This is a genomic window from Streptomyces sp. BPTC-684 (assembly GCF_030028635.1).
GTDB classification, from domain to species: domain Bacteria; phylum Actinomycetota; class Actinomycetes; order Streptomycetales; family Streptomycetaceae; genus Streptomyces; species Streptomyces noboritoensis.
Map to the genome: position 1 here is coordinate 6,532,881 of NZ_CP124863.1, position 22,069 is coordinate 6,554,949.

The window sequence follows — 22,069 nt, forward strand, 5'->3', positions numbered from 1 at the left end:
GTGTCTCACTCCGTGCCCGACTCCACGCCGAACGGGGCCAGCACCGCGGCCGCCAGGTGGTCGCGGAACCAGCGGTGCCCCGGGTCGGTCGAGTTCCGGGGGTGCCAGGCCATCCCCAGCTCAAGGGGTGCCAGGTCGAGGGGGACGGGGAAGGTGCGCAGCCCCAGCGCGGAGATGGTGTCGGGAAGCCAGCCGTCCAGGGTGAGCGCGACGAGGTCGGTGGTCCGGGCGAGCATCATCGCGCTCGTATGGCTGGGTACGACGACCGCGGTACGGCGGCGCAGTCCGCGTTCCGCGAGTGCGCTGTCGATGGGCCCGAGGCGTTTGCCGAGCCGGGAGATGCCAATGTGGTCGGCCGCGGCGAAACGGCGGGCGGTGATGCGCCCGTCGAAGAGGGAGTGCCCGCTGCGGGCGATGCCCACCAGGGTCGTCTCGGTGAGGTGTCGGGTGCGGATCTCCGGATCCAGGTGCGCCAGGACGCCCAGTTCCACGTCCACCAAGCCCTGCCGCAGGGCGGGTCCGCCCTCGATCGCCTCCGGCAGGAAGACCACGTCCACGTGCGGCGCCTCCGCGTGGATGCGGTCGGTCAAGGTCCCGGCCAGCCCGGTCAGGAGCAGGTCGGTGGCCTGTACGGTGAACGTGCGCTGGAGATGCACGGCGTCGAAACCGGCGCCGGGCCGCAGGACGTTGTCGCAGCCGCGCAGCAACGCACTCACCTCGTCCCGGAGTTCCAGGGCGCGGGGGGTCGGCACCATCCCCTGCCCCGCGCGGACCAGGAGCGGGTCACCGACGGCACGCCGCAGCCGGGCCAGCGTACGGCTGGCGGCCGCCGGTGATGTGCCGAGCCGCTCGGCGGCGCGGGTCACGCTGTTCTCCTGGAGCAGAGCGTCCAGGGCGCGCAGCAGATTGAGATCCAATGATGCTCCTGAGCTGCATGTTTACGTCTGAGGCAATGATTAGGTGCTCATTCTTGCATTGTCGTGGTGGCCCAACCGTGGCGAGAGTGGGGACGTCCGCGAAACGCATCGCGTGACATCCCCGTTGCCCTCCCAAGGAGCCACCCGTGCCCTCCGTACACCAGCCCTCCCCCCGCGCCGGTCGAGACGGCGACGTTCTGGCCGTGGTCAGTCAGAGCGGGCCGACCGTGTCGTTCTTCGACGCCGTCTCCGACCGGCACATCGATACGCTCGACATCCTCGCCGAGCCGCACGAGTTGTGCTTCGACCCGACGCAGCGCCTGCTGTGGTGCACCACCTCGTACCACTCGGGCTACTACCACGCGAACGGCGGCCGACGCACCGAGCTCACCGTCATCGACCCCGACACGCGCCGCATCGTCGAAGTCATCGACCTCGCCCCGGAACACGGGCCGCACGGGCTGGCGTTGGACACGGCACGCCGTCGTCTCTACGTCAGCGTGGAGGGCTCTGCGGACCGGCCCGGTGGTGTTGTGGTGATCGACACGGAGACCCGCCGCGCCCTGGGCAGGATCGACACGGACGCGCCCGGCCCGCACTGGTTCGCCATCGACCCTTCGGGGAGGACGGGTTACGCCACCAACAAGGAGGCGCCGTTCGTGTCGGTTGTCGACCTCGAACGGGGCGTCCTCACCGCGAAGGTCGAGGTGCCGGGCAGCGAGGGACTCGCCGTTTCGGCCGACGGTGCGTACGCCTACGTCGCCTCGCCGTACGCCGGTTCCTTCCTCGCCGCCGCTGGGGACCGGCCGGACGCGGGGATCAAAGTCATCGACGCCCGGACGGCGTCCGTCGTCGACACACTGTCCACGGACGGCGTCGTCCTGCCGGTGCACCTCACCTCGACCGGCAAACTGCTCGTGGGCGAACTGCGCATGGAACCCGACCCGGCGTCCCAGCTCGGCCGCCAGGCACCGGGCCGCCTCACGGTCTTCTCCGCCGACACCCGCAAGTGGCTGGGCGGGCTCGAAGTGGGGCTCTTCCCGCTGACCATCACCTCGTCACCGGACGGCCGGATCGCGTACGTGTCCTGCGTCGTCTCGTCCACCGTTCATGTCGTCGACCTGGAGACGTTGCAGGAGCTGAGCCGGTTGGACATCGCCAAGGCGGGCGAGCCCGGCGCTCACGGTCTGGCCTACATCCCGCGCCCGGCCTGAGGTCGAAGACTTGCGGTCGAGGTACGGGGGTCGAGCGGGAGTGCACCAGCAGTAGTGCCGGACGGCGTAGAGGTGGGTCGGGGCTCGTAAAGGACCGTGCCCCGTTTTGAGTCGTACGCAACTGCTACGAAAGGTGCTCGATGCCTGCCCCCGGCCCCCTCTCACGTAGAAAACTGCTCATGACGGGCGCGGCCCTTGGCGGGGCCGCCCTCGTCTCCCCGTTGTCGGGCTCGCCGCTGACGAGCACCGCGCACGCGGCCGAGTCGGGCGGGCGCACCTGGCCCGCCCGACTCGCGCTCCCCAACGGGTTCCGTCCCGAGGGCATCGCCATCGGCCGCGAGCCGTACGCGTACCTGGGTTCGCTCGCCAACGGTGACATCCTCCGCATCAGCCTGGCCACCGGCGAACGCCGCCTCGTCAGCAAGGGCCTGGGAGAAGCGCACGGCAGCGGCGGCCTGAAGACGGATGGGCGCGGGCGGCTGTTCGTCAGCGGCGGATCGGAGATCCGTGTGGTCGACATCCGCTCGGGCGCCGTCACACACGTCTACCCGGTGGACGCACCGACGGCCATGGTGAACGACGTGGTCCTCACCCCGTCCGCCGCCTGGTTCACCGACTCGTTCAACGCCCAGCTCTACAAGGTCCCCCTCGGCCCCGGCGGCGAGCCACTGGGCATGGAACCGGTGCCGCTGACCGGGGAGTGGGTCCAGGGCACCGGCTGGACCGCCAACGGCATTGTGCGCACCCCCGACCGCAGTGCCTTGCTCGTCGCCGACAACGCCGTCGACGGCGGGGGAGTGATGCGGGTCGACCCACGTACCGGATCGGCGAGCCGGGTCGGCCTCGGCGAGCTGAAACTCCCCAGCGGGGACGGCCTGCTGCTGCTCGGGCGGGTGCTGTACGTGGTCCAGAACCAGCAGAACGCGATCGACGTGATCCGGCTCAACACGGCCGGGACGAACGGCACTTGGATCCGGCGGATCACCGATACCCGGTTCCGGGTCCCGACCACGGTGGCGGTGTGGGGCGACCGGCTCTATCTGCCCAATGCGCGGATGGACATCACACCGACGCCGGAGACGGAGTACGACGTGGTGGCGGTGCCGTTGCGGGGGTGAGTGCGGGGTGCCGCACGCGCATGCGGTCCGCTGAGCGGGTCGTGTGCTTGTGCGGCCGTTCCACCGGCGGCGATGCTGCACACGACGTTTGCCGAGACCAGGGGTGATTCTCGTGACGCACCACTTACCCTCCCGCCGCCGCGGCCCGGCAACCGCAACAGCCGGAACATCACCATCGCCAATGTGATCGGCCTGCCACGCCAGTTCGCCGGGTCGACCCTGGAGAAGACGATCCTGGCCGATGCCTCCGACTACGCGCCGTCGTTTCTGCCGGGGGTGACGAGTGCGTACGGCGCTCGGCTCGCCTGGACGGGCATCGACGCGCGGTCAAGGTCGCCGACTTCGCCCTGACGTCCGGGGACTGGAAGCTGACCGGCGGTATGACCCAGCACAGCCTGGTGGGCTACGGGCAGATCGGCGGGACGAGCGGCCCCGGCATGTCGGTGCTCCAGCGGTACCGGGTCAACGCGGTCGACCAGTACGGCCGGGTCGTCCTCGCCCAGGCCACCGGGATCAACTTCGGTGAGACGATCTCCCTGCCCTTCTTCGGCACCCCGCGCGGCCCGGTCCGTAACATCGGCGTGGGCTGGGAAGGCACTGTGTGGATGTGGACGGCTGCCGACGGGGCCCTCTCATTCGCCTTCACCAACTCGGACGTACCGGCGACGGACACGCCGGTGGTGGTGAGATCGGCGCAGTGGAGCATCTGCGAGCCCGCGGCCTTCACCCCGTTCCGCGACTCCGTCTGCATCGCCTGGGCCGGCACCGACGGCGCCGGCCACCTCAACGTGGCACCCGCCAACCTCGCGGCCGTCCGAGCCGGAACCGATCCCATGGGCGCGGTATACACCCTGCCCGAGACCAGCATCGCTGCCCCCGCCCTCGTCCCCCAGATGGACTGGGATCACGGCAACCACCGCCTGGCCGTGTTCTGGACCGGCACGGACGGCAGCGGGGCGCTGAACGCCTGCGAGGTCGTGCTGCCCTGAAGCACCCCGACCACTACCGTGCGGGCCGTTTGAGAGCGGACGAGCCGCTGAGAGGACGTCGACTGGGGCGCGCAAGGTGCGGCTCCCGGCCCGTGCGCGCGCCCCCGCCCGCCTCGTAGAGTCTGCCGACATGGCATCCACTCCCGTCTCTCCCGCCGACGCCCTCGACGCCCTGCTCGCCGGGAACAGGCGCTTCGTGGCCGGTGCGCCGCAGCATCCGAACCAGGACGCCGCACGGCGCGCCGAGCTCGCTCCGGCGCAGAAGCCCTTCGCGGTGCTGCTGGGATGCTCCGACTCCAGGCTGGCCGCCGAGATCATCTTCGACCAGGGTCTCGGCGACCTGTTCGTGGTGCGCACCGCCGGGCACGTCCTGGGACCGGAGGTCCTGGGCAGCATCGAGTACGGCACGAGCGTGCTGGACTGCCGCCTCGTCGTGGTCCTCGGGCACGACTCCTGCGGCGCCGTCGCGGCCGCCCGCGCCGCGGTCGAGGACGGGCTGCCCGCCGCAGGGTACGTCCGGGACGTCGTCGAGCGCGTCACCCCCAGCGTGCTGGCCGCCCGCGCCGCAGGTCTCACCTCGGACAGCGACCTCATCGACACGCACATACTGCACACCGTGGACCTCCTCCTGGACCGCTCCCGCGTTCTCGCCGACCAGGTCGCCTCCGCCCGCACCGGAGTCGTCGGCCTGGCCTACCAACTCGCCGAAGGCAGTGCCCGCCTCGTCACCGCCCACGGGATCCCGGCTGCGTCAGCACTCACCCGACGCACGCGCTGAGCACCCGCCCATTGCCCCCCGAACCACCCTGTCGCTAGCCTGTGTTCGTCATTCCGGTCGTTGACCGGAGTTTCGAACACAGAGGGTGGGGTGGCGGGCCATGGGGCGACTCGTGCCGGCGGTGGCCAGGGCGCTGGACGTGCTGGAGCTCTTCCTGGAGAGCGAGGCGCCGCTCTCCGCGCCGGACGTCATGCGCAGGCTCGGGCTTCCGCGGACGACGGTCCACGAGCTGGTCACCACGCTGGCTGCCCGTTCCTACCTGGTCGCGGTGCCCGAGCAGCCGGGGCGCTACCGGCTCGGCGTCCGCACGTATCAGCTCGGCAGCCGCTACGCCGAGCAGCTGGACCTCGCCGCAGAAGGGCAGCAGGTGGCCCGCGAGGTCGCCGAGACCTGCGACGAGACCGTCCATGTGGCGATCCTGGAGGACACCGACGTCATCTACATCGCCAAAGTGGACTCCACCCACGCCGTCCGCATGGTCTCGGCCGCCGGCCGCCGCCTCCCCGCCCACTGCACCTCCGTCGGCAAGATGCTGCTGGCCTCGCTCCCGGAAGCCGAACTGGACACCAGGATCGGCGGCGTCGAGCTCGTCGCCATGACGCCCGACAGCATCACCGACCCTGAGGTGTTGCGCACCGCGCTCAACGGAATACGGGCCCGGGGCACCGCGTTCGAGCACCGCGAATCCAATCCGGACGTCAGCTGCGTGGCCGCCCCGGTACGCGACAGCGCGGGCCGGGTCGTCGCCGCGCTCTCCATCTCCGTACCGATGATCCGGTGGACCGAGGCGCGTGAGACAGAGCTCGCCGAGCTGGCGCTGAAGGGCGCGGGCGACCTGTCCGTGCGGCTCGGTCACCGGGGCGCGCGATGAACCCGGACGTGGCCGTGCGGGCAGCGGCCGAGCTCGGTGAAGGGCCCACCTGGGACCCGGTGACCGGGCGGCTGATCTGGGTCGACATCCTGGCGTCGCGGATCCACACGTACGAGCCGGGCAGCGGACGTCGTACGGTCATGGCGACCGAGCAGCACGTCGGCGCCGCGAAGCCGCGCGCGGGCGGGGGCCTCGTCGTCAACCTCCGTGACGGCGTGGGGCTCTACGGTCCCGACGGCGCCTTCTCGTGGCTGCTGCGGGATCCCGTGCCCGGGCGGCGCGGCAACGACGCGGCGGTCGCACCGGACGGCGCCCTGTGGGCGGGCACCATGCGCTACGACGAGGCGCCGGGCGGCGGCTCCCTCACCCGGATCGCGGGCGACGGCGCGACCACCCTGCTGCCCGACCCGGTGTCGGTCAGCAACGGAACCGCCTGGAGCCCGGACGGCAGGCTCATGTACTACGTCGACAGCCCGACCCGGCGCATCGATGTCTTCGACCATGACGGGCAACTCGCCCACGAACGACGGCCGTTCGCCGTCATCGAGAGCGGCTCCGGCTTTCCCGACGGGCTCACCGTCGACGCCGACGGCAGCATCTGGGTGGCACTCTGGGACGGGGCCGCAGTGCGCCGTTACGACCCCGACGGCACGCTCGGCCTGGTCGTGGAGCTGCCCGTGCGCCGCCCCACCGCCTGCGCCTTCGGCGGCCCGGACCTCACCGACCTGTACATCACCACCGCCCGGACCGGCCTGCGGCAGCCGCATCCGCTCTCCGGGTCGCTCCTGGTGCTGCCGGGTATGGGACGCGGAATGCCGGGCACCGCCTTCGCCGGGTGAGCGGAAGGCGGTACCCGGATCGACACACCTCAGCGCGTCGAGAAGGCGTGCACGGTCGACGTCCGGTACGTCTCGCCCGGGCGCAGCACCGTGGACGGGAAGGCGGGGTGGTTGGGGGAGTCCGGGAAGTGCTGGGCCTCCAGACAGAGGGCGTCGCCCTGGCGGTAGGTGCGGCCCGAGGTGCCGACCAGGGTGCCGTCCAGGAAGTTGCCGCTGTAGAACTGCATTCCCGGCTCAGTGGTGTACATCCTCATCACCCGGCCGGAGTGCGGCTCGGCGAGCGTGAGCGCGTACGCGGGGTCCGGTGTCCTTCCCTTGTCCAGGACCCAGTTGTGGTCGAACCCCTTGGCGTACACGAGTTGTCGGTGGCCCTGGCGGATGTCCCGGCCGATCGGCTTCGTACGCCGGAAGTCGAAGGGGGTGCCGGACACCCGGGCCAGTTCGCCGGTCGGTATGAGGCCCGTGTCGACGGGGGTGTAGCGGGCGGCGGCCAGTTCGAGGGTGTGGTCGTGGACCGGGCCGCTGCCCTCGCCCGCGAGGTTGAAGTAGGTGTGGCTGGTGAGGTTGACGACGGTCGCCCGGTCCGTGGTCGCCGAGTAGTCGATGCGCCACTCGCCGCGTGCCGCGAGGGTGTAGGTGACCTGGACCTTCAACGTGCCGGGGTAGCCCATCTCGCCGTCCGGTGAGATCCGGGAGAGTACGAGACCGGTGCCGGAGCCGCGGGTGAAGGGCTCCACGTGCCACATCTGCTTGTCGAAGCCCTTGGTGCCGCCGTGCAGGCTGTTCGCACTGTCGTTGAGCGGCAGTTGGTAGGTGTGGCCGTCCAGGGTGAACCTGCCCGCCGCGATGCGGTTGCCGTAGCGGCCGATGAGAGCGCCGAAGTACGGGGACTTGGCGACGTAGTCGGCGAGGTTGTCGAAGCCGAGCGCGATGTTGGCCCGGCGGCCGTGCCGGTCGGGCACGTCGAGACGGTGCACGATCCCGCCGTACGAGAGGACCTCCAGCCGGATGCCGCCGTTGGCGACGGTCCACAGGTGTACGGGGGTGCCGTCGTCCAGGGTGCCGAACAGCGTCCTGGTGGGGGCGCCGCCCGACGCGGCGTGGGCGGTGCCGAGGCTCGTCGCCACCAGGCCGGTTGCGAGGCCCGCCGCCATCACCGTACGTCTGCTGGTGTTCATGTCCGCTGCTCCTCCGGGTAGGTGGTGGTGTGTCATGAGCCGACCTTGCGTTTGTTCCAGACGTCGAAGCCCACGGCGGCCAGCAGGACGAACCCCTTGATGACCTGCTGGTAGTCGGTGCCGACGCCGACCAGCGACATACCGTTGTTGAGCACGCCGAGCACCAGGCCGCCGATGATCGCGCCAAGGACCGTTCCCACGCCGCCGCTCATCGAGGCGCCGCCGATGAAGGCGGCCGCGATGGCCTCCAGCTCGAAGTTGATGCCCGCGTTGGGCGTGCCGGCGTTGAGGCGCGCGGCGAAGACGACACCGGCGAGGGCGGCGAGCACCCCCATGTTCACGAAGACCAGGAAGGTGACCCGCTTGTCCTTGACGCCGGAGAGCTTCGCCGCGGCCTGGTTGCCGCCGAGCGCGTACACATGCCGTCCCACCACCGCGTTGCGCATCACGAAGCCGAGCCCGATGAGCAGGGCGGCGAGCAGGAGCAGCACTACCGGCACGCCCCGGTAGCTGGCCAGGGTGAGGGTGAAGGCGAGGACGGCGGCGACCGTCGCCGCGCACTTGGTGAGGAACAGGCCACGGGGGAGCACATCGAGTTCGTACGCCTGCTCGCGCCGCCGGGAGCGCACCTCCTGGACCAGGACGACGGCGATCAGGCCGAGCCCCAACAGGACGGTGAGGTTGTGGTAGTCGGTGTCCGGACCGACCTCGGGGAGGTATCCGGTGGAGATCTTCTGGAAGCCCTCGGGGAACGGGCCGAGCGAGCGGGAGCCGAGCAGGATCTGGGTGCCGCCCCGGAAGAGCAGCATCCCGGCGAGCGTGACGATGAACGACGGGATGCCGACGTACGCGATCCAGAACCCCTGCCAGGCGCCCGCGACCGCGCCGATGGCGAGCGCGACGACCAGCGCGAGCACCCAGGGCACATGGTGCTCCACCATCATCACGGCGCACGCCGCCGAGACGAAGGCCGCCAGAGAGCCGACGGAGAGGTCGATGTGGCCGGCGATGATGACGATCACCATGCCGATGGCGAGGACCAGGATGTAGCTGTTCTGGAGCACCAGGTTGGTGACGTTGTTCGGCTTGAGCAGGACGCCGTCGGTCCATATCTGGAACAGCACGACGATCAGTCCGAGCGCGACCAGCATCCCGTACTGGCGCATGTTGCGGCGGGCCGCGTCCAGGAGCAGCGCCCCGGCCGGGGAGCGCGGTGGCTCGGGAGTCCTCGGGGTGCTCGGTGCGGCGTCGGTGGTGACCGGACCCATAGCGGCTACCTCTTGTTCGTGGTCATGTCGTGCGTGGTCATGAGGCGCATCAGCACTTCCTGGGTCGCATCCGCCCGGGCGGTCTCGCCGGTGAGGCGGCCGGCCGCCATGGTGTAGATGCGGTCGCACATGCCGAGGAGTTCGGGCAGTTCGGAGGAGATGAACACGACGGCCTTGCCCTGGGCGGCGAGCCGGTCGACGACGGTGTAGATCTCGTACTTGGCGCCCACGTCGATGCCGCGCGTGGGTTCGTCGAGGATCAGCACATCGGGGCCCGCGAAGATCCACTTGCTGAGGACGACCTTCTGCTGGTTGCCGCCGGACAGCCGCCCGACCTGCTCGAAGACGGTCGGCGCCTTGATGCCCATGGAGGAGCGGTACGACTCGGCGACGCGGCGCTCCTCGTGCTCGTCCACGATGCCGCGCCGGGACACCTTGCCCAGGGCGCCCAGGGTGATGTTGCGGCTGATGGTGTCGATGAGGTTGAGGCCGTAGTGCTTGCGGTCCTCGGTGACGTACGCGATGCCGTGGCCCACCGCCTCGGGGACGGTCCTCGTACGGATGCGGTGGCCGTCCTTCCACACCGTGCCGCTGATGCCGCGGCCGTAGGAGCGGCCGAAGACGCTCATGGCCAGCTCGGTGCGGCCCGCCCCCATCAGCCCGGCGACGCCCACGATCTCGCCGCGCCGGACGTGCAGGGTGACGTCGTCGACGACCTTGCGCTGCTGGTCGATGGGGTGGTGCACGGTCCAGTCGCGCACCTCCAGGGCGGGGTGGGCGCCCGGATCGCCCGCGTAGGGGGTGCGTTCGGGGAAGCGGTGGTCGAGGTCGCGGCCGACCATGGCCCGGATGATGCGCTCCTCCGTGGTGTCCGGGGCCTTAACGTCCAGGGTCTCGATGGTCCTGCCGTCCCTCAGGACGGTGACCGAGTCGGCGACCGCCGCGATCTCGTTGAGCTTGTGCGAGATGATGATCGAGGCGATGCCCTGCGCCTTGAGCTCCAGGATGAGGCCGAGGAGGTGGGCGCTGTCCTCGTCGTTCAGCGCTGCGGTCGGCTCGTCCAGGATCAGCAGCCGGACCTCCTTGGAGAGGGCCTTGGCGATCTCCACGAGCTGCTGTTTGCCGACCCCGATGTCCGCGACCCTGGTCTGCGGATGCTCGCGCAGACCCACCCTCTTCATCAGCCGCGCCGCGTGCTTGAGCGTCGTGCCCCAGCTCACGATCCCACGCCTGGCGTGCTCGTTGCCGAGGAAGATGTTCTCGGCGATGGAGAGGTAGGGGACGAGCGCCAGCTCCTGGTGGATGATGACGATGCCGCGCGCCTCGCTGGCCCTCATGTCCTTGAACGCGCAGGGCTCGCCCTGGAAGAGGATGTCGCCCTGGTAGCTTCCGTGCGGGTGGACGCCGCTGAGGACCTTCATCAGGGTGGACTTGCCCGCACCGTTCTCGCCGCAGACGGCGTGCACCTCGCCGGGCGCGACGGTGAGGGACACGTCGGAGAGCGCCCGGACGCCGGGGAACGTCTTGACGATGGAGCGCATCTCAAGAAGGGGCGCCCCCATGTCCGGGGCGCTCACTTCAGGTCACTCGCCTTGATGTAGCCCGAATCGACCAGCGTCGCCTGGTAGTTGGACTTGTCGACGCTGACCGGGTTGAGAAGGAAGGCGGGCACGACCTTCTTCTCGTTGTCGTACCTCCTGGTGTCGTTGACCTGGGGCGTCTTTCCGGTGAGCACCGCGTCGGCCATCTGCACGGCCTGCTTGGCCAGGGCGCGGGTGTCCTTGTAGACGGTCTGGGACTGGTCGCCCGCGATGATCGACTTCACGGACGCCACCTCGGCGTCCTGCCCGGTGACGACCGGATACGGCTTGGCGGTCGTTCCGTAGCCGCCGGAGCGCAGGGCGGACAGGATGCCGATCGAGATCCCGTCGTACGGCGACAGGACGGCGTCGACGCGCTCGGTGGAGTACGCCTTCGTCAGGAGGTCGTCCATGCGCTTCTGCGCGGTGGCGCCGTCCCAGCGCAACGTGGTCACCTGGTTGAGGCGGGTCTGGCCGCTGCGCACCACGAGCTGCTTCTTGTCGATGTAGGGCTGGAGCGTCTTGAGGGCGCCCTGGAAGAAGTAGCGGGTGTTGTTGTCGTCGGGCGATCCGGCGAACAGCTCGATGGTGAAGGGGCCCTGCTTGCCGCTCTTGAGGCCGAGCCTGTCGACGATGTACGTGGCCTGGAGCACCCCGACCTTCTCGTTGTCGAACGACGCGTAGTAGTCGACGTTCGGCGAGCCGAGGATGAGACGGTCGTAGGAGATCACCTTGATGTGCTGGTCGGCGGCCTGCTTGAGGACGTCGCCGAGCGCCCGTCCGTCGATCGCCGCGATCACCAGGGCGTCCACGCCCTTGGTGATCATGTTCTCGACCTGGGCGACCTGCTGGTCGACGCTGTCCTCGCCGTACTGGAGGTCGGTCTTGTAGCCGAGCGCCCGGAACTGCTGGGCCATGTTGTTCCCGTCGGCGATCCAGCGCTCGGACGACTTGGTCGGCATCGCTATGCCGATCGTGGCTCCCTTGCCGCCCTTGGGCGTCGCCTTGCCGCCGCCCTCGCTGTCCTGCCCGCAGGCGGTCAGGGCGAGGGCTCCGGCGAGGGCGAGCACGAGTGCGGCTGGTCGGGTGCGGCGCATGGTCATCAGTCCTTCGGGTTCGCGGGGAAGCGGTGCAGGGGGCCGGGGAGACGGGAGCCGAGCGGGGACATCCCGCCACCGGCACCGAGGCGGGCGAGCAGATCGAGGACGAGTCGGCCCCGGCGCACCCGCTCGCGGGCGGTGTCCAGGGCGGTGTCGCGCAGATGGGCGCCGTACGGGTAGATGCCGGGCGCCCGGGAGAGGCCGAACTTGAGGTAGAGCGGGGCGGCGCGGCGGATCAGCTCGGGCGCCTCGTACATCCGCACATAGCCGCCGAGGTCGTCGGGTGCCTCGATGTAGAGGTCGAGCGGGACCCCCGACACCCGCCGGACCTCGGTGAAGTGCGCGGGTGTCAGATCGGAGGGCACGTTGACGGAGTCGGCGCCCAACTGCTCGTACACGGCCACCGAAGCCGGGTTGACCGGGCCGATCAGCGCGGAGACCTTGAGGGTGGTGTCGGCGGGCAGCAGGCCCCGCTCGCGCATCCGGTGCAGGCTCCACAGCACGCCCTCGTCCGCGACGAGCAGACAGCGCACCCCCGACTCGGCAGCCCGCAGGGCGTCTTCGACGCATCCGGCGAGCGCGTCATGGCCACGGGCGCGCAGTCCCGCGCCCCCCGAGTCGCTGCGCGCGGAGGCCCCGGTGTCCCAGGTGCCGCGCGGCCCGGTGAACAGGCAGAGCTCGATGTCGCGCTCGGCGCACCCCTCCACCATCTCGGTGATCTCGGCGTCGGAGAGCATCCACACCCCGCTGCCCTGGCTGACGCGGTGGACGGGCACGTCGAGGCGGGACGACTCCTTCAGTACGACGGCCAGCGCCTCCGGACCCTCGACGGAGGGGATCTCGGTGCGCCAGGTGCCTCCGTCGGGGAACGCGTGCGGGGAGGAGTCGTCGGGGTTGTCGCGCGGGGCGGCCAGACCCAGTGTCGCGAGGGCCGGTTCGCCGGGGCGGCGGGGGCCCTCGGGGCCCGGGACGGGGGCGGTGTCCGGTACGTCGGTCACAGGCGGATTCCTTGTACGAGAGAGTCCATGAAATGAGGGCGTTCGATATGTCGAACGAGGTTCGGTTCGTGGGGTGTGCGGAAGTACGGCTGCGGGCGGGTGACGAGACGTCAGGGGCGCAGCAGCACCTTTCCGGTCTTCGGGTCACCGCCTCCGACCAGCGCGAGGGCATCGGCGTACCGCTCCAGGGGGAACTCGTGCGTGATCAGTGACGCCGGGTCGATGAGGCCCGAGCCGTAGGCCCGTACGGCGAACGACCAGGCGGCGGACGGGGCGCCGAACACGCTCCGCACAGTGAGCTGGCTCACCGAGAGGTGCACCGGGTCGATGCCCACCGCGCCGCGCGCGAACATCCCGGTGAGGACGACCCGGCCCCCGCGCCGGGCGAGCAGGCAGGCGTCGGCGGCGGTGGTACGGGCACCGGCCGTCTCCACGACGAGGTCGTAGCGGCCGTGCACCTCGGGGGAGTGGGCGGGTGCCCGAGTCTCGGTCGCGCCCATACGGCAGGCCAGTTCGGCCCGTTCGCGCCGGGGGTCGACGACGGCCAGCTCGCCGGGGGAGGAGGCGGCCAGGAACTGGACCGCGAGCAGCCCGAGCGTTCCCGCGCCGACCACCGCGACCCGTTCGCCCGGCTCCGGCGCGGCGGCCCGGACGGCGGCGGCGACCACGGCGGCGGGCTCCAGCAGCGCCGCGCCGCGCAGGTCCGCGTCGTCCGGCAGCGGGTGCAGCAGCCGGGCGGGCACCACCAGATGGTCGGCGAAGGCGCCGGGATGGGTGAAGCCGGTCTCCGCGTACGCGGCGGAGCACAGGGAGGTGTCCCCGGCCCGGCACCGCTCGCAGGTCCCGCAGGAGCGGAACCCCTCGGCGACCGTCTTGCGCCCCACGAGTGCGGGATCGACGCCGGGCCCGACCGCCACCACGGTCCCGGACCATTCGTGGCCGGGGGTGACGGGGTAGCGCACATAGCCGGGGGCGCGGTGGCCTTCGTACACCTCGCGGTCGCTCAGACAGATCCCGGCGGCGGCGACCTCGACGAGCACTTCGCCGGGGCCGGGCTGCGGGCGCGGCCCGGTGACCAGGCGGTGGGTGCCGGGGGCGTCGACGACGATTGCTCGGCTGCTCGCCGGGGCTCCGTGGGGATCCTCTGTGGGGCCGCAGCTCATGGGGTCGCCCTCGAAGCCCCCGCTCATCCCGCCGCCCCCGAGGCCTTCGGGGCTCGCTTCTCCCAGCCCTCCGTCCACAGGTCGAACCGGGCCTGCTGCTGGGGGAACTCGGCGGCCGCGTCCACGTCGAGTTCCACGCCGAGCCCCGGGGCCTGTGGCAGCTCGAAGTAGCCGTCGACCACCTGGGGGGCGCCCTTGACGACCTTCTTGATCTCCGCGTCCGCGAAATCGTTGAAGTGCTCCAGGATCTTGAAGTTCGGGGTGCAGCCCGCTACTTGGAGGCCGACCGCGGTCAGGACCGAGCCGCCCACGTTGTGGGGTGCGACGAGTACGTAGTGCGCCTCGGCGGTCGCGGCGAGCTTGCGGGTCTCCAGGATGCCGCCGATGTGGCCCACGTCGGGCTGGATGACATCGGCGGCCTGCGACGCGAAGAGCTCCCTGAACTCGATGCGGTCGTGGATGCGTTCGCCGGTCGCGATCGGGATGTCCACCTTGGCGGCGACCTTCTCCAGGGCCTTGAGGTTCTCCGGCGGCACCGGCTCCTCCAGCCAGGCGGGCTCGAAGGGTGCCAGGTCGCGGGCCAGACGCACCGCCGTGGACGGCGAGAACCGGCCGTGCATCTCCAGCATCAGCTCCGCGTCGGGGCCGATCGCGTCCCGTACCGCCTCGATCAGCGACACGGCGTACCGGGTCTGCTGGTGGTCGAGCTCGAAGTGGCCGGTGCCGAACGGGTCGATCTTCAGCGCCCGGTAGCCGCGCTCGACGACCGCCCGGGCCGCCTTGTGGTACGCCTCAGGGGTGCGCTCGGTGGTGTACCAGCCGTTGGCGTACGCCTTGACCCGGTCCGTCACCTTCCCGCCGAGCAGCTGCCAGACGGGCACGCCGAGGGCCTTGCCCTTGATGTCCCAGCACGCCATCTCGACCACCGCGATGCCGGACATCACGATCTCGCCGGCCCGCCCGTAGTCGCCGTACTTCATCCTGCGCACGAGGTCCTCGATCGCGAACGGGTCCGAACCGGCGATGTGGTTGGCCTCGGCCTCGCGCAGATAGCCGAGGAGCGCGTCGGTGCGGCCGAGCATCCGGGTCTCGCCGACTCCGGTGAGGCCCTCGTCGGTGTGGACCTGGACGTAGGTGAGGTTGCGCCAGGGAGTCCCGACGACGTGAGTGCTGATTCCCGTGATTCGCAAGGCGGTTGCTCCCGAGGCTGCGGCCCATGCCGTTCGATATTTCGTCACGCGTTCGAAATGTTGGCGTGACGGTAATGACGTGCGGTCGCGGGTGTCAATGGGTCGCGCGGGAACCGTTCCGGAGTCGGCGGCGGCAACCTGCCTCCGCAACGGCCCTGTGCCGACATGAGTGTTGACGCGGGGGCGGGGGACGCGGAATGCTCCCGGCGGCGCAGTAGCGACGAAATGCAGAACATTGTCCGAAATCTCGAACTCGCACCGAGAGCTGAGGAGTTCAGCATGACCTCACGCACCCCCACCGGACCGGCGGAGCAACCCGACTCCGGGCCCGGCCGCAGAGCGGTCGTCACGGCGCTCGGGGCCTTGCCGCTGGCCGGAGCGATCGGCCCGGCGTTCGCGGCCGCCCCGGCGCGGGCGGCCGACGCGCTCCCCGCGCCCGTCGCACACTGGGCCTTCGACGAGGCGGCCGGAACCACCGCAGCCGACAGCGCCGGCGGCCGCACGCTCACCCTCGACGCGGGTGCGCGCTGGGGCGCGGCGAAGTCGGGGGCGGCCGGCCTCGACGTCTCGGCGGGCGGCAACGCCACCGCTCGCGGGCCCGTCGTGGACACCACGAAGAGCTTCAGCGTCGCCGCCTGGGTCCGGCTCTCCGCCACCACCGGCTACCAGACCTTCGTCTCCGTCGACGGCGTCCAGGTCAGCGGGTTCTTCCTGCAACTGCGCGACGACACCGGCGCGTTCGCCTTCACCCGGCTGCCCTCGGACGCCACCTCGGCGAACGCCTCCGCAGCCGTCGCCGGTGCGTCCTTCGCCCCCGTGACCGGTACCTGGTACCACCTCCTCGGGGTCGACGACACGGCGGCCGGGGCCGTCCGGCTCTACGTCAACGGCGTCCTGGAGGGCGAGGTCCCCTACGCCGCCGGCTGGCGCGCCACCGGCGCCACCGCCGTGGGGCGCGGCTTCTTCGGGGGCGCCGAGGTCGACCAGGCGCACGGCCTCATCGACGACGTCCAGGTCTTCGACACCGCCCTCACCGCCGAGCACGCCGCCGCCCTCGCGGGCGTGCCGGTGGACTCCACCCGACCGCTGCTGACCGTCGACGCCACCCGGCCGGGCCCCGTGGTCAGCCCGGAGCTCGGCGGCATCTTCTTCGAGGACATCAACCACAGCGGCGAGGGCGGCCTGTACGCCGAACTCGTCAACAACCGCAGCTTCATGGCCGCGGCCACACCGCTGCACTGGTTCACCGTGGGCCGCGCCACCTTCGCCGTGGACACCGGCCAGCCGCTCAACCAGGCCCTCACCCAGTCGCTGCGCGTCACGGCCACCGCCGCCGGGGACGGCGTCGCGAACGAGGGTTTCTGGGGCATCCCGGTCCACCCCTCCACCACCTACCGCGCCTCCCTCCACGTCAAGTCGCCGAATATCAATGGCAAGTTGACGGTCTCGATCGTCGGTGCGGACGGCACGGTCCACGCCACCGCGTCCACGGGAGCGCTCACCAACTCGTGGCGCAAGCACGAGCTGCCCCTGCGCACCGGCCCCGGCGCCCCCACCACCCTCAACGCCCGCCTGGTCGTCACCGCCCCCGCCCCCGGCACCCTCTGGCTGAGCCAGGTCTCGCTCTTCCCGCCGACGTACAAGGGCCGACGCAACGGCCTGCGCGTGGACCTGATGGAGAAGCTCGCCGCCCTGCGGCCCGCGTTCCTTCGCTTCCCCGGCGGCAACTACCTCGAAGGCAACGTCATCGCCGACCGCTTCGACTGGAAGAAGACCATCGGCCCGGTCGAACAGCGGCCCGGACACCGCAACTCCGCCTGGGGATACTGGTCCACCGACGGCCTCGGCCTGCCCGAATACCTCCAGATGACCGAGGACCTGGGCTGCACCCCGCTGCTGTGCGTGTACGCCGGATACTCCCTGCAGGGCGCCCACGTCACCGGCGACGCCCTCAAACCCTTCGTGCGGGACGCCCTCGACCAGATCGAGTACATCACCGGGCCCGCCACCTCCACCTGGGGCGCCCGACGCGCGGCCGACGGGCACCCGGCGCCCTACCCCCTCACCTACGTGGAGATCGGCAACGAGGACTGGTTCGACAAGTCCGGCTCGTACGAGGAGCGTTATGCCGCCTTCCACGACGCCATCAAGGCCCGCTACCCGGCCCTGAAGCTGATCGCCACGACGCCGGTCGCGTCCCGCCCGTACGACCTGATCGACGAGCACTACTACCAGTCGCCGTCCGCCTTCCAGGCGGGCTCGCACAAATACGACGGCCGGGACCGGCGCAGCCCCAAGGTGTTCGTCGGGGAGTGGGCCGCGCAGGAGGGCCGCCCCACGCCCGACCTGGACGCGGCGCTCGGTGACGCCTCCTGGGTGGCCGGGCTCATCCGCAACTCCGACCAGGTCCTCATGGAGTCGTACGCGCCGCTGTTCAGCCATGTCAACGACAACACCTGGGCCACCAACCTCATCGCCTACTCCGGCCTGACCAGCTACAACTCGCCCAGCTACTACGCACAGCAGATGCTGCGCACCCGCCGGGGCACGGTGGTGCTGCCCACCGGGGTGCGCGCGCTGCCCGGCCTCAACGTCGTCACCACCCACGACCCGGCCGGTCACCGCATATACCTCGCGGTGGTCAACACGGGCGGCACGGCCCGCAAGACGACCGTCTCCCTCCAGGGGGTGGCCCGTACGGCCTCGACCGGCACTGTCACGGTCCTGGCGGCGGCGGACCGGAAGGCCACCAACACGCTCGCCGACCCGGAGGCGGTGGTCCCGCACACCCGTTCCGTCAGCGGTATCATACCCGCCTTCACAGCGACCTTCGCCCCGTACTCGGTCACGGTCCTGGAGGTGCGGACGGCCTGAGCGGTGCGGGGTGTCGCGCCGCCTGCCGCGCGTCGCAGGGCGGGCTTCTCGGGCGAGCGTACGGTGCTGGCATGTCCGACGTCGACCCCGGCGGCCCGGCGGCCGGCGCCCTCGACCTGACCGACGCGCTGTGGATCGCGATCGGCGTGGATGTCGCCTCACTGGCGGCGTGGGGCTTCGCGAGCGGGCGGCGGATGGGCGGCGGGGTGCTGCTGTCGTTCGTGGCGGGACTGACGGACGCGGCCATCGGCCTGGGCGTGGTGATGGTGAAGGTGGTCACCGGCCACTGACGGTGTGCGGGCACCTTGCAGCGGCCGGGTGACGCTGTATCACGAGTGTGACAAAGCGTGTGGTCTTCCTCATTGCCCGGGTGATCGGCCCCCTGATGGAGTGAGCGCATGCGTCCCGTCGTTCTCCTCGCCGCCTGCGCCCTCACCGCGACCACCGTCCTCGTCGCCGGATGCGGATCGGAGAACGCCGCCTCCGGCTCCCGCGCCGCGTCCGGTACGCCGACGTGCACCCCCCGCCCGCCCGTCGGCGACCCCACCGAGCTGAAGCGGGACGGCGTGACGATCCTCGGCCAGGACTGCGGCCCGTCCGCACATGCGCGGACGAAGTTCCAGGTCATGAACGCGGAGACCGAGCCGTTGGCGTACACGGTCTTCTTCGAGGTCCTGAACGGTGCTGGCGAAGTCGTCTCCAACCCGAGCCGGACCGTGGCGTCCGTGCCACCGGGCCGGACCGTCCAGGACACCGTCGAGCTCGGAGACCTCCCCACTGCCGGTACGCGCGTGCGCATCGGCAAGGTGCGGGCGGTCCCGGCGGACGAGGCCTCCGAGGTCTCGGCGAAGTGCCCGCCTTCGGGGATGCGCATCACGACCGACCGGGGCGATGCCGCCATGGGGCTCCGCGCTGTAGGACTCCACCTGGCCAACTGCGGGACCGGCGTCGTCCAAGTCAACGGCTACCCCCGCCTCCAGCTCCTCGACGAGAAGCGGCGGCCGCTGACCGGCGTACGGATCCTCGACGGTACCGGCGCGATCTCGACGGCCGGAGGCCCGGACACCGCGCCCCGGCCCGTGACACTGCGGCCGGGAGAGGCGGCGTACGCCTCCTTGATGTGGCGCAACACCACCGAGTCCGGGGACCCCGTGAACGTCCCTTACGTCCGCGTGACGGCGAAGCCCGGCTCTCCGACCGTCATCGTGACCCCGGAGCTCGACCTCGGAACCACGGGAAGACTGGGAGTCGGCCCCTGGACGAAGGAGACGAAGGACCAGGCCTCCCGCCCGACGGCGCCCGACAGCTTCGGCGGAGGTAGGCCCACCCCCACCGCGCCCTCGACGGGGGAGTAGCCGCGGCCCCGTCCTCGGCCTCCACAGGGTGCACACAAACCCACGAGCCGGTCACATCGGACTCCGGTGGGGCCCGGTGTCACCTGTCACCCCCCGCTGCCTCATGATGACCCGCATGTCCCACACCTCCAGACGCAGCCTGCTCGCCGTCTTCGCGGCCTCGGCTGCCACCGTTCCGCTCAGCGGCCTGGCCGCCGCACCGGCGCGTGCCGCCGTTTCCTCCGGCTCCGCCGGGTCCCTCGCGGCGCCCGCCGGTCTGACCTCGCCGCGCTCCTCGGTCACACTGCCGCCGCTGAACGCCTCGTACTTCAGCCAGCTGACGCTGAACACCCCGCTCACCGCCGCCGTGCTGTCGGGGACCCCGGCCCGCACCGAGGTCACCTCCGGCGGCAAGCGCGTCGCGCTGCTGACCACCGGCGCCCGTACCGTGGTCCTGCCCGGCCCGCAGCGTACGTTCACGGAGAACAAGAAGTCCTTCGTGGACGACTTCGGGCGCACCCTGCCGGACCTGTCGCTGCCCGTGGCCGACCGCTCGTACTGGGGCACCTCCCCGGGCGGCGGCAGCTGGTCGACGCTCGGGCCCGCGGACACCGACTACTCGGTCGTGCCGGGCGCCGGTGTCATCAGCCTCACCACCGACTTCGCCAGCCGTCACGCCACCCTGCGCGACGGCGAGATCACGGACTTCGACGTGCGGTCCGTGGCGCACTTCGACAAGGTGCCCACCGGCCAGGCGTGCTCCTACGCGCTGTCGTTCGGCTACCAGGACCCCAGCAACAACTACCGGGCCCGGCTGTCCTTCCTGACCACCGGCGCGGTCGAACTGCGCGTCGAGAAGGAGGTCGCCGACAAGGTCGACCTGCTGCCGACCACGTCCGCCGTCACCCTCGCCACGGGCGTGACCGCGGGCACCGACTGGACGATCCGGGTGCGCCGCGAGGGCACCCGCATCCAGGTCAAGGCCTGGCGCACCACCTCCACGGAACCGGTCGCCTGGACCGTCGACGTCAGCGACTCCACCTTCGGCAAGGGCCGGGTCGGCCTGCGCGCCCTGGCCAACGACGGTTGCAGCAACCTGCCGGTCAAGCTCGTCGTCAGCCGCTTCCAGGTGGACCAGTCCACCTGGGCCGCGCCGCCGAGCGTCACCCACGGCGACTGGGTGCGGGTGCTGCCCGAGCCCTTCGACGGGAACTGGACGCCGGAGCTGGAGAAGACCATCCGCTCCTGGGCGGGCTCGACGGCCCCGGACGTCCTCGCGTACGCGGCGATGTTCCTCGCCGACGGGCCCGCGGTGGTCAGCGGTTCCGCGCCCACCAAGGACAAGCAGGTCCTGGGCCAGGCGGGGTACGGCTACCTGGACCCGCAGGGCTACCGCTACGAGGGCGCCGACTTCCACGAGTACATGAACACCGGCTGGACCTTCCCCGACGGCACCTACACCGGCCCGTCCAGCAAGCAGGTCGGCAACCTCGACTGCTCCGGGTATACGCGCATGGTGTACGGCTACCACATGGGCGTACCGATGGCGGCGGGCCAGGACACCTCGCGCACCCGCATCCCGCGCAAGTCCCGGGACATGGTCGACTACGCGCCCGGTGTGCGCATCGACCAGACCGACGGGACGAACCCGCCCGCGGCGACGCTGCTCCAGCCCGGTGACCTGGTGCTGTTCAACGCCGACTCCGGCGACGACAACCCGACCGTGACGGTGGACCACGTCGGTATCTACCTGGGCGCGGACGCGGACGGCAAGCGCCGCTTCCTGTCCAGCCGCAAGACGAACAACGGCCCCACCATGGCGGACATAGGCGGCGCCTCGCTGCTCGACGGCACGGGCACGTACGCCAAGAAGCTCCACACGGTCCACCGCATCTGACGGCCTGACCCCGAGGGCGGTCAGGAGACCGTCCGCCCGGCGGTGCCGAGCACGGCCGGGCGGACGGTTTTCGGTGTCCATCGTTTTGGGTCGACCGTTCCAAAACGTGTTAGTGTTCTGCTCATGGGGCGACCACGGCAGTTCGACGAGCGGCAGGCGGTGGCCGCCGCCTGCCAGGCCTTCTGGGCGAAGGGCTACGAAGCCACCTCCACCCAGGACCTGTGCGAGGCCACCGGCCTCGGCCGGAGCAGCATCTACAACACCTTCACCTCGAAGGACCACCTCTTCCGGCGCGCGCTGGCCCACTACATCGACACCATGACGACTCGTCAGGTCGCTGTCCTCGACGAGGAGGGGAGCAGTGGCCTGGAGCGGATCCGGGCCCTGTTCGCGATGCTCCTCGAAGGAGAGCTGGAGAACCGCGCACTCGGACGGGCCGCCGGCTGCTTCACGGTCAACACCTTCACCGAGCCGGTCTCGGAGGCCGACCCCGAGGTCGCCCGGCTCCTCGCCAAGGATCTGGAGCGACGCCTGGGTTCCTTCCGTGCCGTGATCGAGGAGGGGCAGCGGGACGGGTCCATCGGCTCCCCGCGCGATCCTGCCGGGCTCGCCTGGTATCTCACCTCGGTGATCGCCGGAATGCGGATCGCCTCCCAGGCGGGTGCCGACCGCGCGGCACTGGAACAGATCATGGCGACCGGAGCCGACGCGCTCGGTCACTGACCAACCGCTGCCGCTTCTGCCGGGGCGCACTCCTCGTA

20 protein-coding genes are annotated in these 22,069 nt (G+C 70.9%); 12 read left to right on the forward strand and 8 right to left on the reverse strand.

Features of this window, described 5'->3' with window-relative positions; genetic code table 11:
• Positions 1-5: 5 nt before the first annotated feature.
• Positions 6-917 (reverse strand): LysR family transcriptional regulator, encoded by a 912-nt coding sequence (locus tag QIY60_RS29210; protein ID WP_283145166.1) that lies wholly within the window; start codon positions 915-917, stop codon positions 6-8.
• A 146-nt stretch (positions 918-1,063) separates the two neighbouring features.
• Between QIY60_RS29210 and QIY60_RS29215 the strand changes: the two genes are divergently transcribed.
• The 7 genes from QIY60_RS29215 (at position 1,064) to QIY60_RS29245 (ending at position 6,726) form a co-directional block, all read left to right on the forward strand.
• Complete coding sequence (locus QIY60_RS29215) at positions 1,064-2,131, forward strand: YncE family protein (protein ID WP_283145167.1); 1,068 nt, start codon at positions 1,064-1,066, stop codon at positions 2,129-2,131.
• Between the two features lie 179 nt (positions 2,132-2,310).
• On the forward strand, positions 2,311-3,249 hold the full coding sequence (locus tag QIY60_RS29220) for a superoxide dismutase (RefSeq protein WP_283145168.1): 939 nt from the start codon (positions 2,311-2,313) through the stop codon (positions 3,247-3,249).
• Positions 3,250-3,432: 183 nt separating this feature from the next.
• Positions 3,433-3,600 carry a hypothetical protein gene (locus tag QIY60_RS29225; RefSeq protein WP_283145169.1) on the forward strand — a complete coding sequence of 56 codons (168 nt, stop codon included), beginning with the start codon at positions 3,433-3,435 and terminating at the stop codon, positions 3,598-3,600.
• 29 nt (positions 3,601-3,629) lie between these two features.
• Positions 3,630-4,238 carry a hypothetical protein gene (locus QIY60_RS29230; RefSeq protein WP_283145170.1) on the forward strand — a complete coding sequence of 203 codons (609 nt, stop codon included), beginning with the start codon at positions 3,630-3,632 and terminating at the stop codon, positions 4,236-4,238.
• A 130-nt stretch (positions 4,239-4,368) separates the two neighbouring features.
• Positions 4,369-5,016: a carbonic anhydrase gene (locus tag QIY60_RS29235; RefSeq protein ID WP_283145171.1), complete on the forward strand. Its 648-nt coding sequence runs from the start codon at positions 4,369-4,371 to the stop codon at positions 5,014-5,016.
• A 100-nt stretch (positions 5,017-5,116) separates the two neighbouring features.
• Positions 5,117-5,887 (forward strand): IclR family transcriptional regulator, encoded by a 771-nt coding sequence (locus QIY60_RS29240; RefSeq protein ID WP_283145172.1) that lies wholly within the window; start codon positions 5,117-5,119, stop codon positions 5,885-5,887.
• On the forward strand, positions 5,884-6,726 hold the full coding sequence (locus QIY60_RS29245; RefSeq protein ID WP_283145173.1) for an SMP-30/gluconolactonase/LRE family protein: 843 nt from the start codon (positions 5,884-5,886) through the stop codon (positions 6,724-6,726). The genes QIY60_RS29240 and QIY60_RS29245 overlap by 4 nt, the downstream gene beginning before the upstream one ends.
• A 29-nt stretch (positions 6,727-6,755) precedes the next feature.
• On the opposite strand, the gene QIY60_RS29250 is transcribed toward QIY60_RS29245, so the two are convergent.
• From QIY60_RS29250 to QIY60_RS29280, 7 genes are all read right to left on the reverse strand, one after another.
• On the reverse strand, positions 6,756-7,904 hold the full coding sequence (locus QIY60_RS29250; protein ID WP_283145174.1) for an aldose epimerase family protein: 1,149 nt from the start codon (positions 7,902-7,904) through the stop codon (positions 6,756-6,758).
• A gap of 32 nt (positions 7,905-7,936) precedes the next feature.
• Positions 7,937-9,172 carry a multiple monosaccharide ABC transporter permease gene (gene mmsB, locus QIY60_RS29255; protein WP_283145175.1) on the reverse strand — a complete coding sequence of 412 codons (1,236 nt, stop codon included), beginning with the start codon at positions 9,170-9,172 and terminating at the stop codon, positions 7,937-7,939.
• A 5-nt stretch (positions 9,173-9,177) separates the two neighbouring features.
• Positions 9,178-10,734, reverse strand: a complete 1,557-nt coding sequence (mmsA, locus tag QIY60_RS29260; RefSeq protein ID WP_283146112.1) for a multiple monosaccharide ABC transporter ATP-binding protein — start codon at positions 10,732-10,734, stop codon at positions 9,178-9,180.
• A gap of 11 nt (positions 10,735-10,745) precedes the next feature.
• Positions 10,746-11,849: a multiple monosaccharide ABC transporter substrate-binding protein gene (gene chvE / locus QIY60_RS29265; RefSeq protein ID WP_349253964.1), complete on the reverse strand. Its 1,104-nt coding sequence runs from the start codon at positions 11,847-11,849 to the stop codon at positions 10,746-10,748.
• 5 nt (positions 11,850-11,854) lie between these two features.
• On the reverse strand, positions 11,855-12,850 hold the full coding sequence (locus tag QIY60_RS29270; RefSeq protein ID WP_283145177.1) for a hypothetical protein: 996 nt from the start codon (positions 12,848-12,850) through the stop codon (positions 11,855-11,857).
• A gap of 110 nt (positions 12,851-12,960) precedes the next feature.
• Positions 12,961-14,013 carry an alcohol dehydrogenase catalytic domain-containing protein gene (locus tag QIY60_RS29275; RefSeq protein ID WP_283146113.1) on the reverse strand — a complete coding sequence of 351 codons (1,053 nt, stop codon included), beginning with the start codon at positions 14,011-14,013 and terminating at the stop codon, positions 12,961-12,963.
• A gap of 23 nt (positions 14,014-14,036) precedes the next feature.
• Complete coding sequence (locus QIY60_RS29280) at positions 14,037-15,203, reverse strand: mandelate racemase/muconate lactonizing enzyme family protein (RefSeq protein ID WP_283145178.1); 1,167 nt, start codon at positions 15,201-15,203, stop codon at positions 14,037-14,039.
• Between the two features lie 279 nt (positions 15,204-15,482).
• On the opposite strand from QIY60_RS29280, the gene QIY60_RS29285 reads away from it, so the two are divergent.
• The 5 genes from QIY60_RS29285 to QIY60_RS29305 all read left to right on the forward strand — a co-directional run bounded on the left by QIY60_RS29285 (position 15,483) and on the right by QIY60_RS29305 (position 22,031).
• Positions 15,483-18,077 carry an alpha-L-arabinofuranosidase C-terminal domain-containing protein gene (locus QIY60_RS29285; protein ID WP_283145179.1) on the forward strand — a complete coding sequence of 865 codons (2,595 nt, stop codon included), beginning with the start codon at positions 15,483-15,485 and terminating at the stop codon, positions 18,075-18,077.
• Positions 18,078-18,148: 71 nt separating this feature from the next.
• Positions 18,149-18,367, forward strand: a complete 219-nt coding sequence (locus tag QIY60_RS29290) for a hypothetical protein (protein WP_283145180.1) — start codon at positions 18,149-18,151, stop codon at positions 18,365-18,367.
• Positions 18,368-18,475: 108 nt separating this feature from the next.
• Complete coding sequence (locus tag QIY60_RS29295; protein WP_283145181.1) at positions 18,476-19,432, forward strand: DUF4232 domain-containing protein; 957 nt, start codon at positions 18,476-18,478, stop codon at positions 19,430-19,432.
• A 115-nt stretch (positions 19,433-19,547) separates the two neighbouring features.
• Complete coding sequence (locus QIY60_RS29300) at positions 19,548-21,308, forward strand: NlpC/P60 family protein (RefSeq protein ID WP_283145182.1); 1,761 nt, start codon at positions 19,548-19,550, stop codon at positions 21,306-21,308.
• Positions 21,309-21,431: 123 nt separating this feature from the next.
• Positions 21,432-22,031, forward strand: coding sequence for a TetR/AcrR family transcriptional regulator (locus tag QIY60_RS29305; protein WP_283145183.1), 600 nt, complete (start codon positions 21,432-21,434; stop codon positions 22,029-22,031).
• Positions 22,032-22,069: the final 38 nt, after the last annotated feature.

Excerpts from the sequence above, each read along its gene's own strand:
- QIY60_RS29220 (WP_283145168.1), top strand. The coding sequence starts at position 2,311 with ATGACGGGCGCGGCCCTTGGCGGGGCCGCCCTCGTCTCCCCGTTGTCG.
- QIY60_RS29230 (WP_283145170.1), top strand. The coding sequence starts at position 3,630 with ATGACCCAGCACAGCCTGGTGGGCTACGGGCAGATCGGCGGGACGAGC.
- QIY60_RS29235 (WP_283145171.1), top strand. The coding sequence starts at position 4,369 with ATGGCATCCACTCCCGTCTCTCCCGCCGACGCCCTCGACGCCCTGCTC.
- QIY60_RS29240 (WP_283145172.1), top strand. The coding sequence starts at position 5,117 with ATGGGGCGACTCGTGCCGGCGGTGGCCAGGGCGCTGGACGTGCTGGAG.
- QIY60_RS29245 (WP_283145173.1), top strand. The coding sequence starts at position 5,884 with ATGAACCCGGACGTGGCCGTGCGGGCAGCGGCCGAGCTCGGTGAAGGG.
- QIY60_RS29250 (WP_283145174.1), bottom strand. The coding sequence starts at position 7,904 with ATGAACACCAGCAGACGTACGGTGATGGCGGCGGGCCTCGCAACCGGC.
- mmsB (WP_283145175.1), bottom strand. The coding sequence starts at position 9,172 with ATGGGTCCGGTCACCACCGACGCCGCACCGAGCACCCCGAGGACTCCC.
- mmsA (WP_283146112.1), bottom strand. The coding sequence starts at position 10,734 with ATGGGGGCGCCCCTTCTTGAGATGCGCTCCATCGTCAAGACGTTCCCC.
- chvE (WP_349253964.1), bottom strand. The coding sequence starts at position 11,849 with ATGCGCCGCACCCGACCAGCCGCACTCGTGCTCGCCCTCGCCGGAGCC.
- QIY60_RS29275 (WP_283146113.1), bottom strand. The coding sequence starts at position 14,013 with ATGAGCTGCGGCCCCACAGAGGATCCCCACGGAGCCCCGGCGAGCAGC.
- QIY60_RS29285 (WP_283145179.1), top strand. The coding sequence starts at position 15,483 with ATGACCTCACGCACCCCCACCGGACCGGCGGAGCAACCCGACTCCGGG.
- QIY60_RS29290 (WP_283145180.1), top strand. The coding sequence starts at position 18,149 with ATGTCCGACGTCGACCCCGGCGGCCCGGCGGCCGGCGCCCTCGACCTG.
- QIY60_RS29295 (WP_283145181.1), top strand. The coding sequence starts at position 18,476 with ATGCGTCCCGTCGTTCTCCTCGCCGCCTGCGCCCTCACCGCGACCACC.
- QIY60_RS29300 (WP_283145182.1), top strand. The coding sequence starts at position 19,548 with ATGTCCCACACCTCCAGACGCAGCCTGCTCGCCGTCTTCGCGGCCTCG.
- QIY60_RS29305 (WP_283145183.1), top strand. The coding sequence starts at position 21,432 with ATGGGGCGACCACGGCAGTTCGACGAGCGGCAGGCGGTGGCCGCCGCC.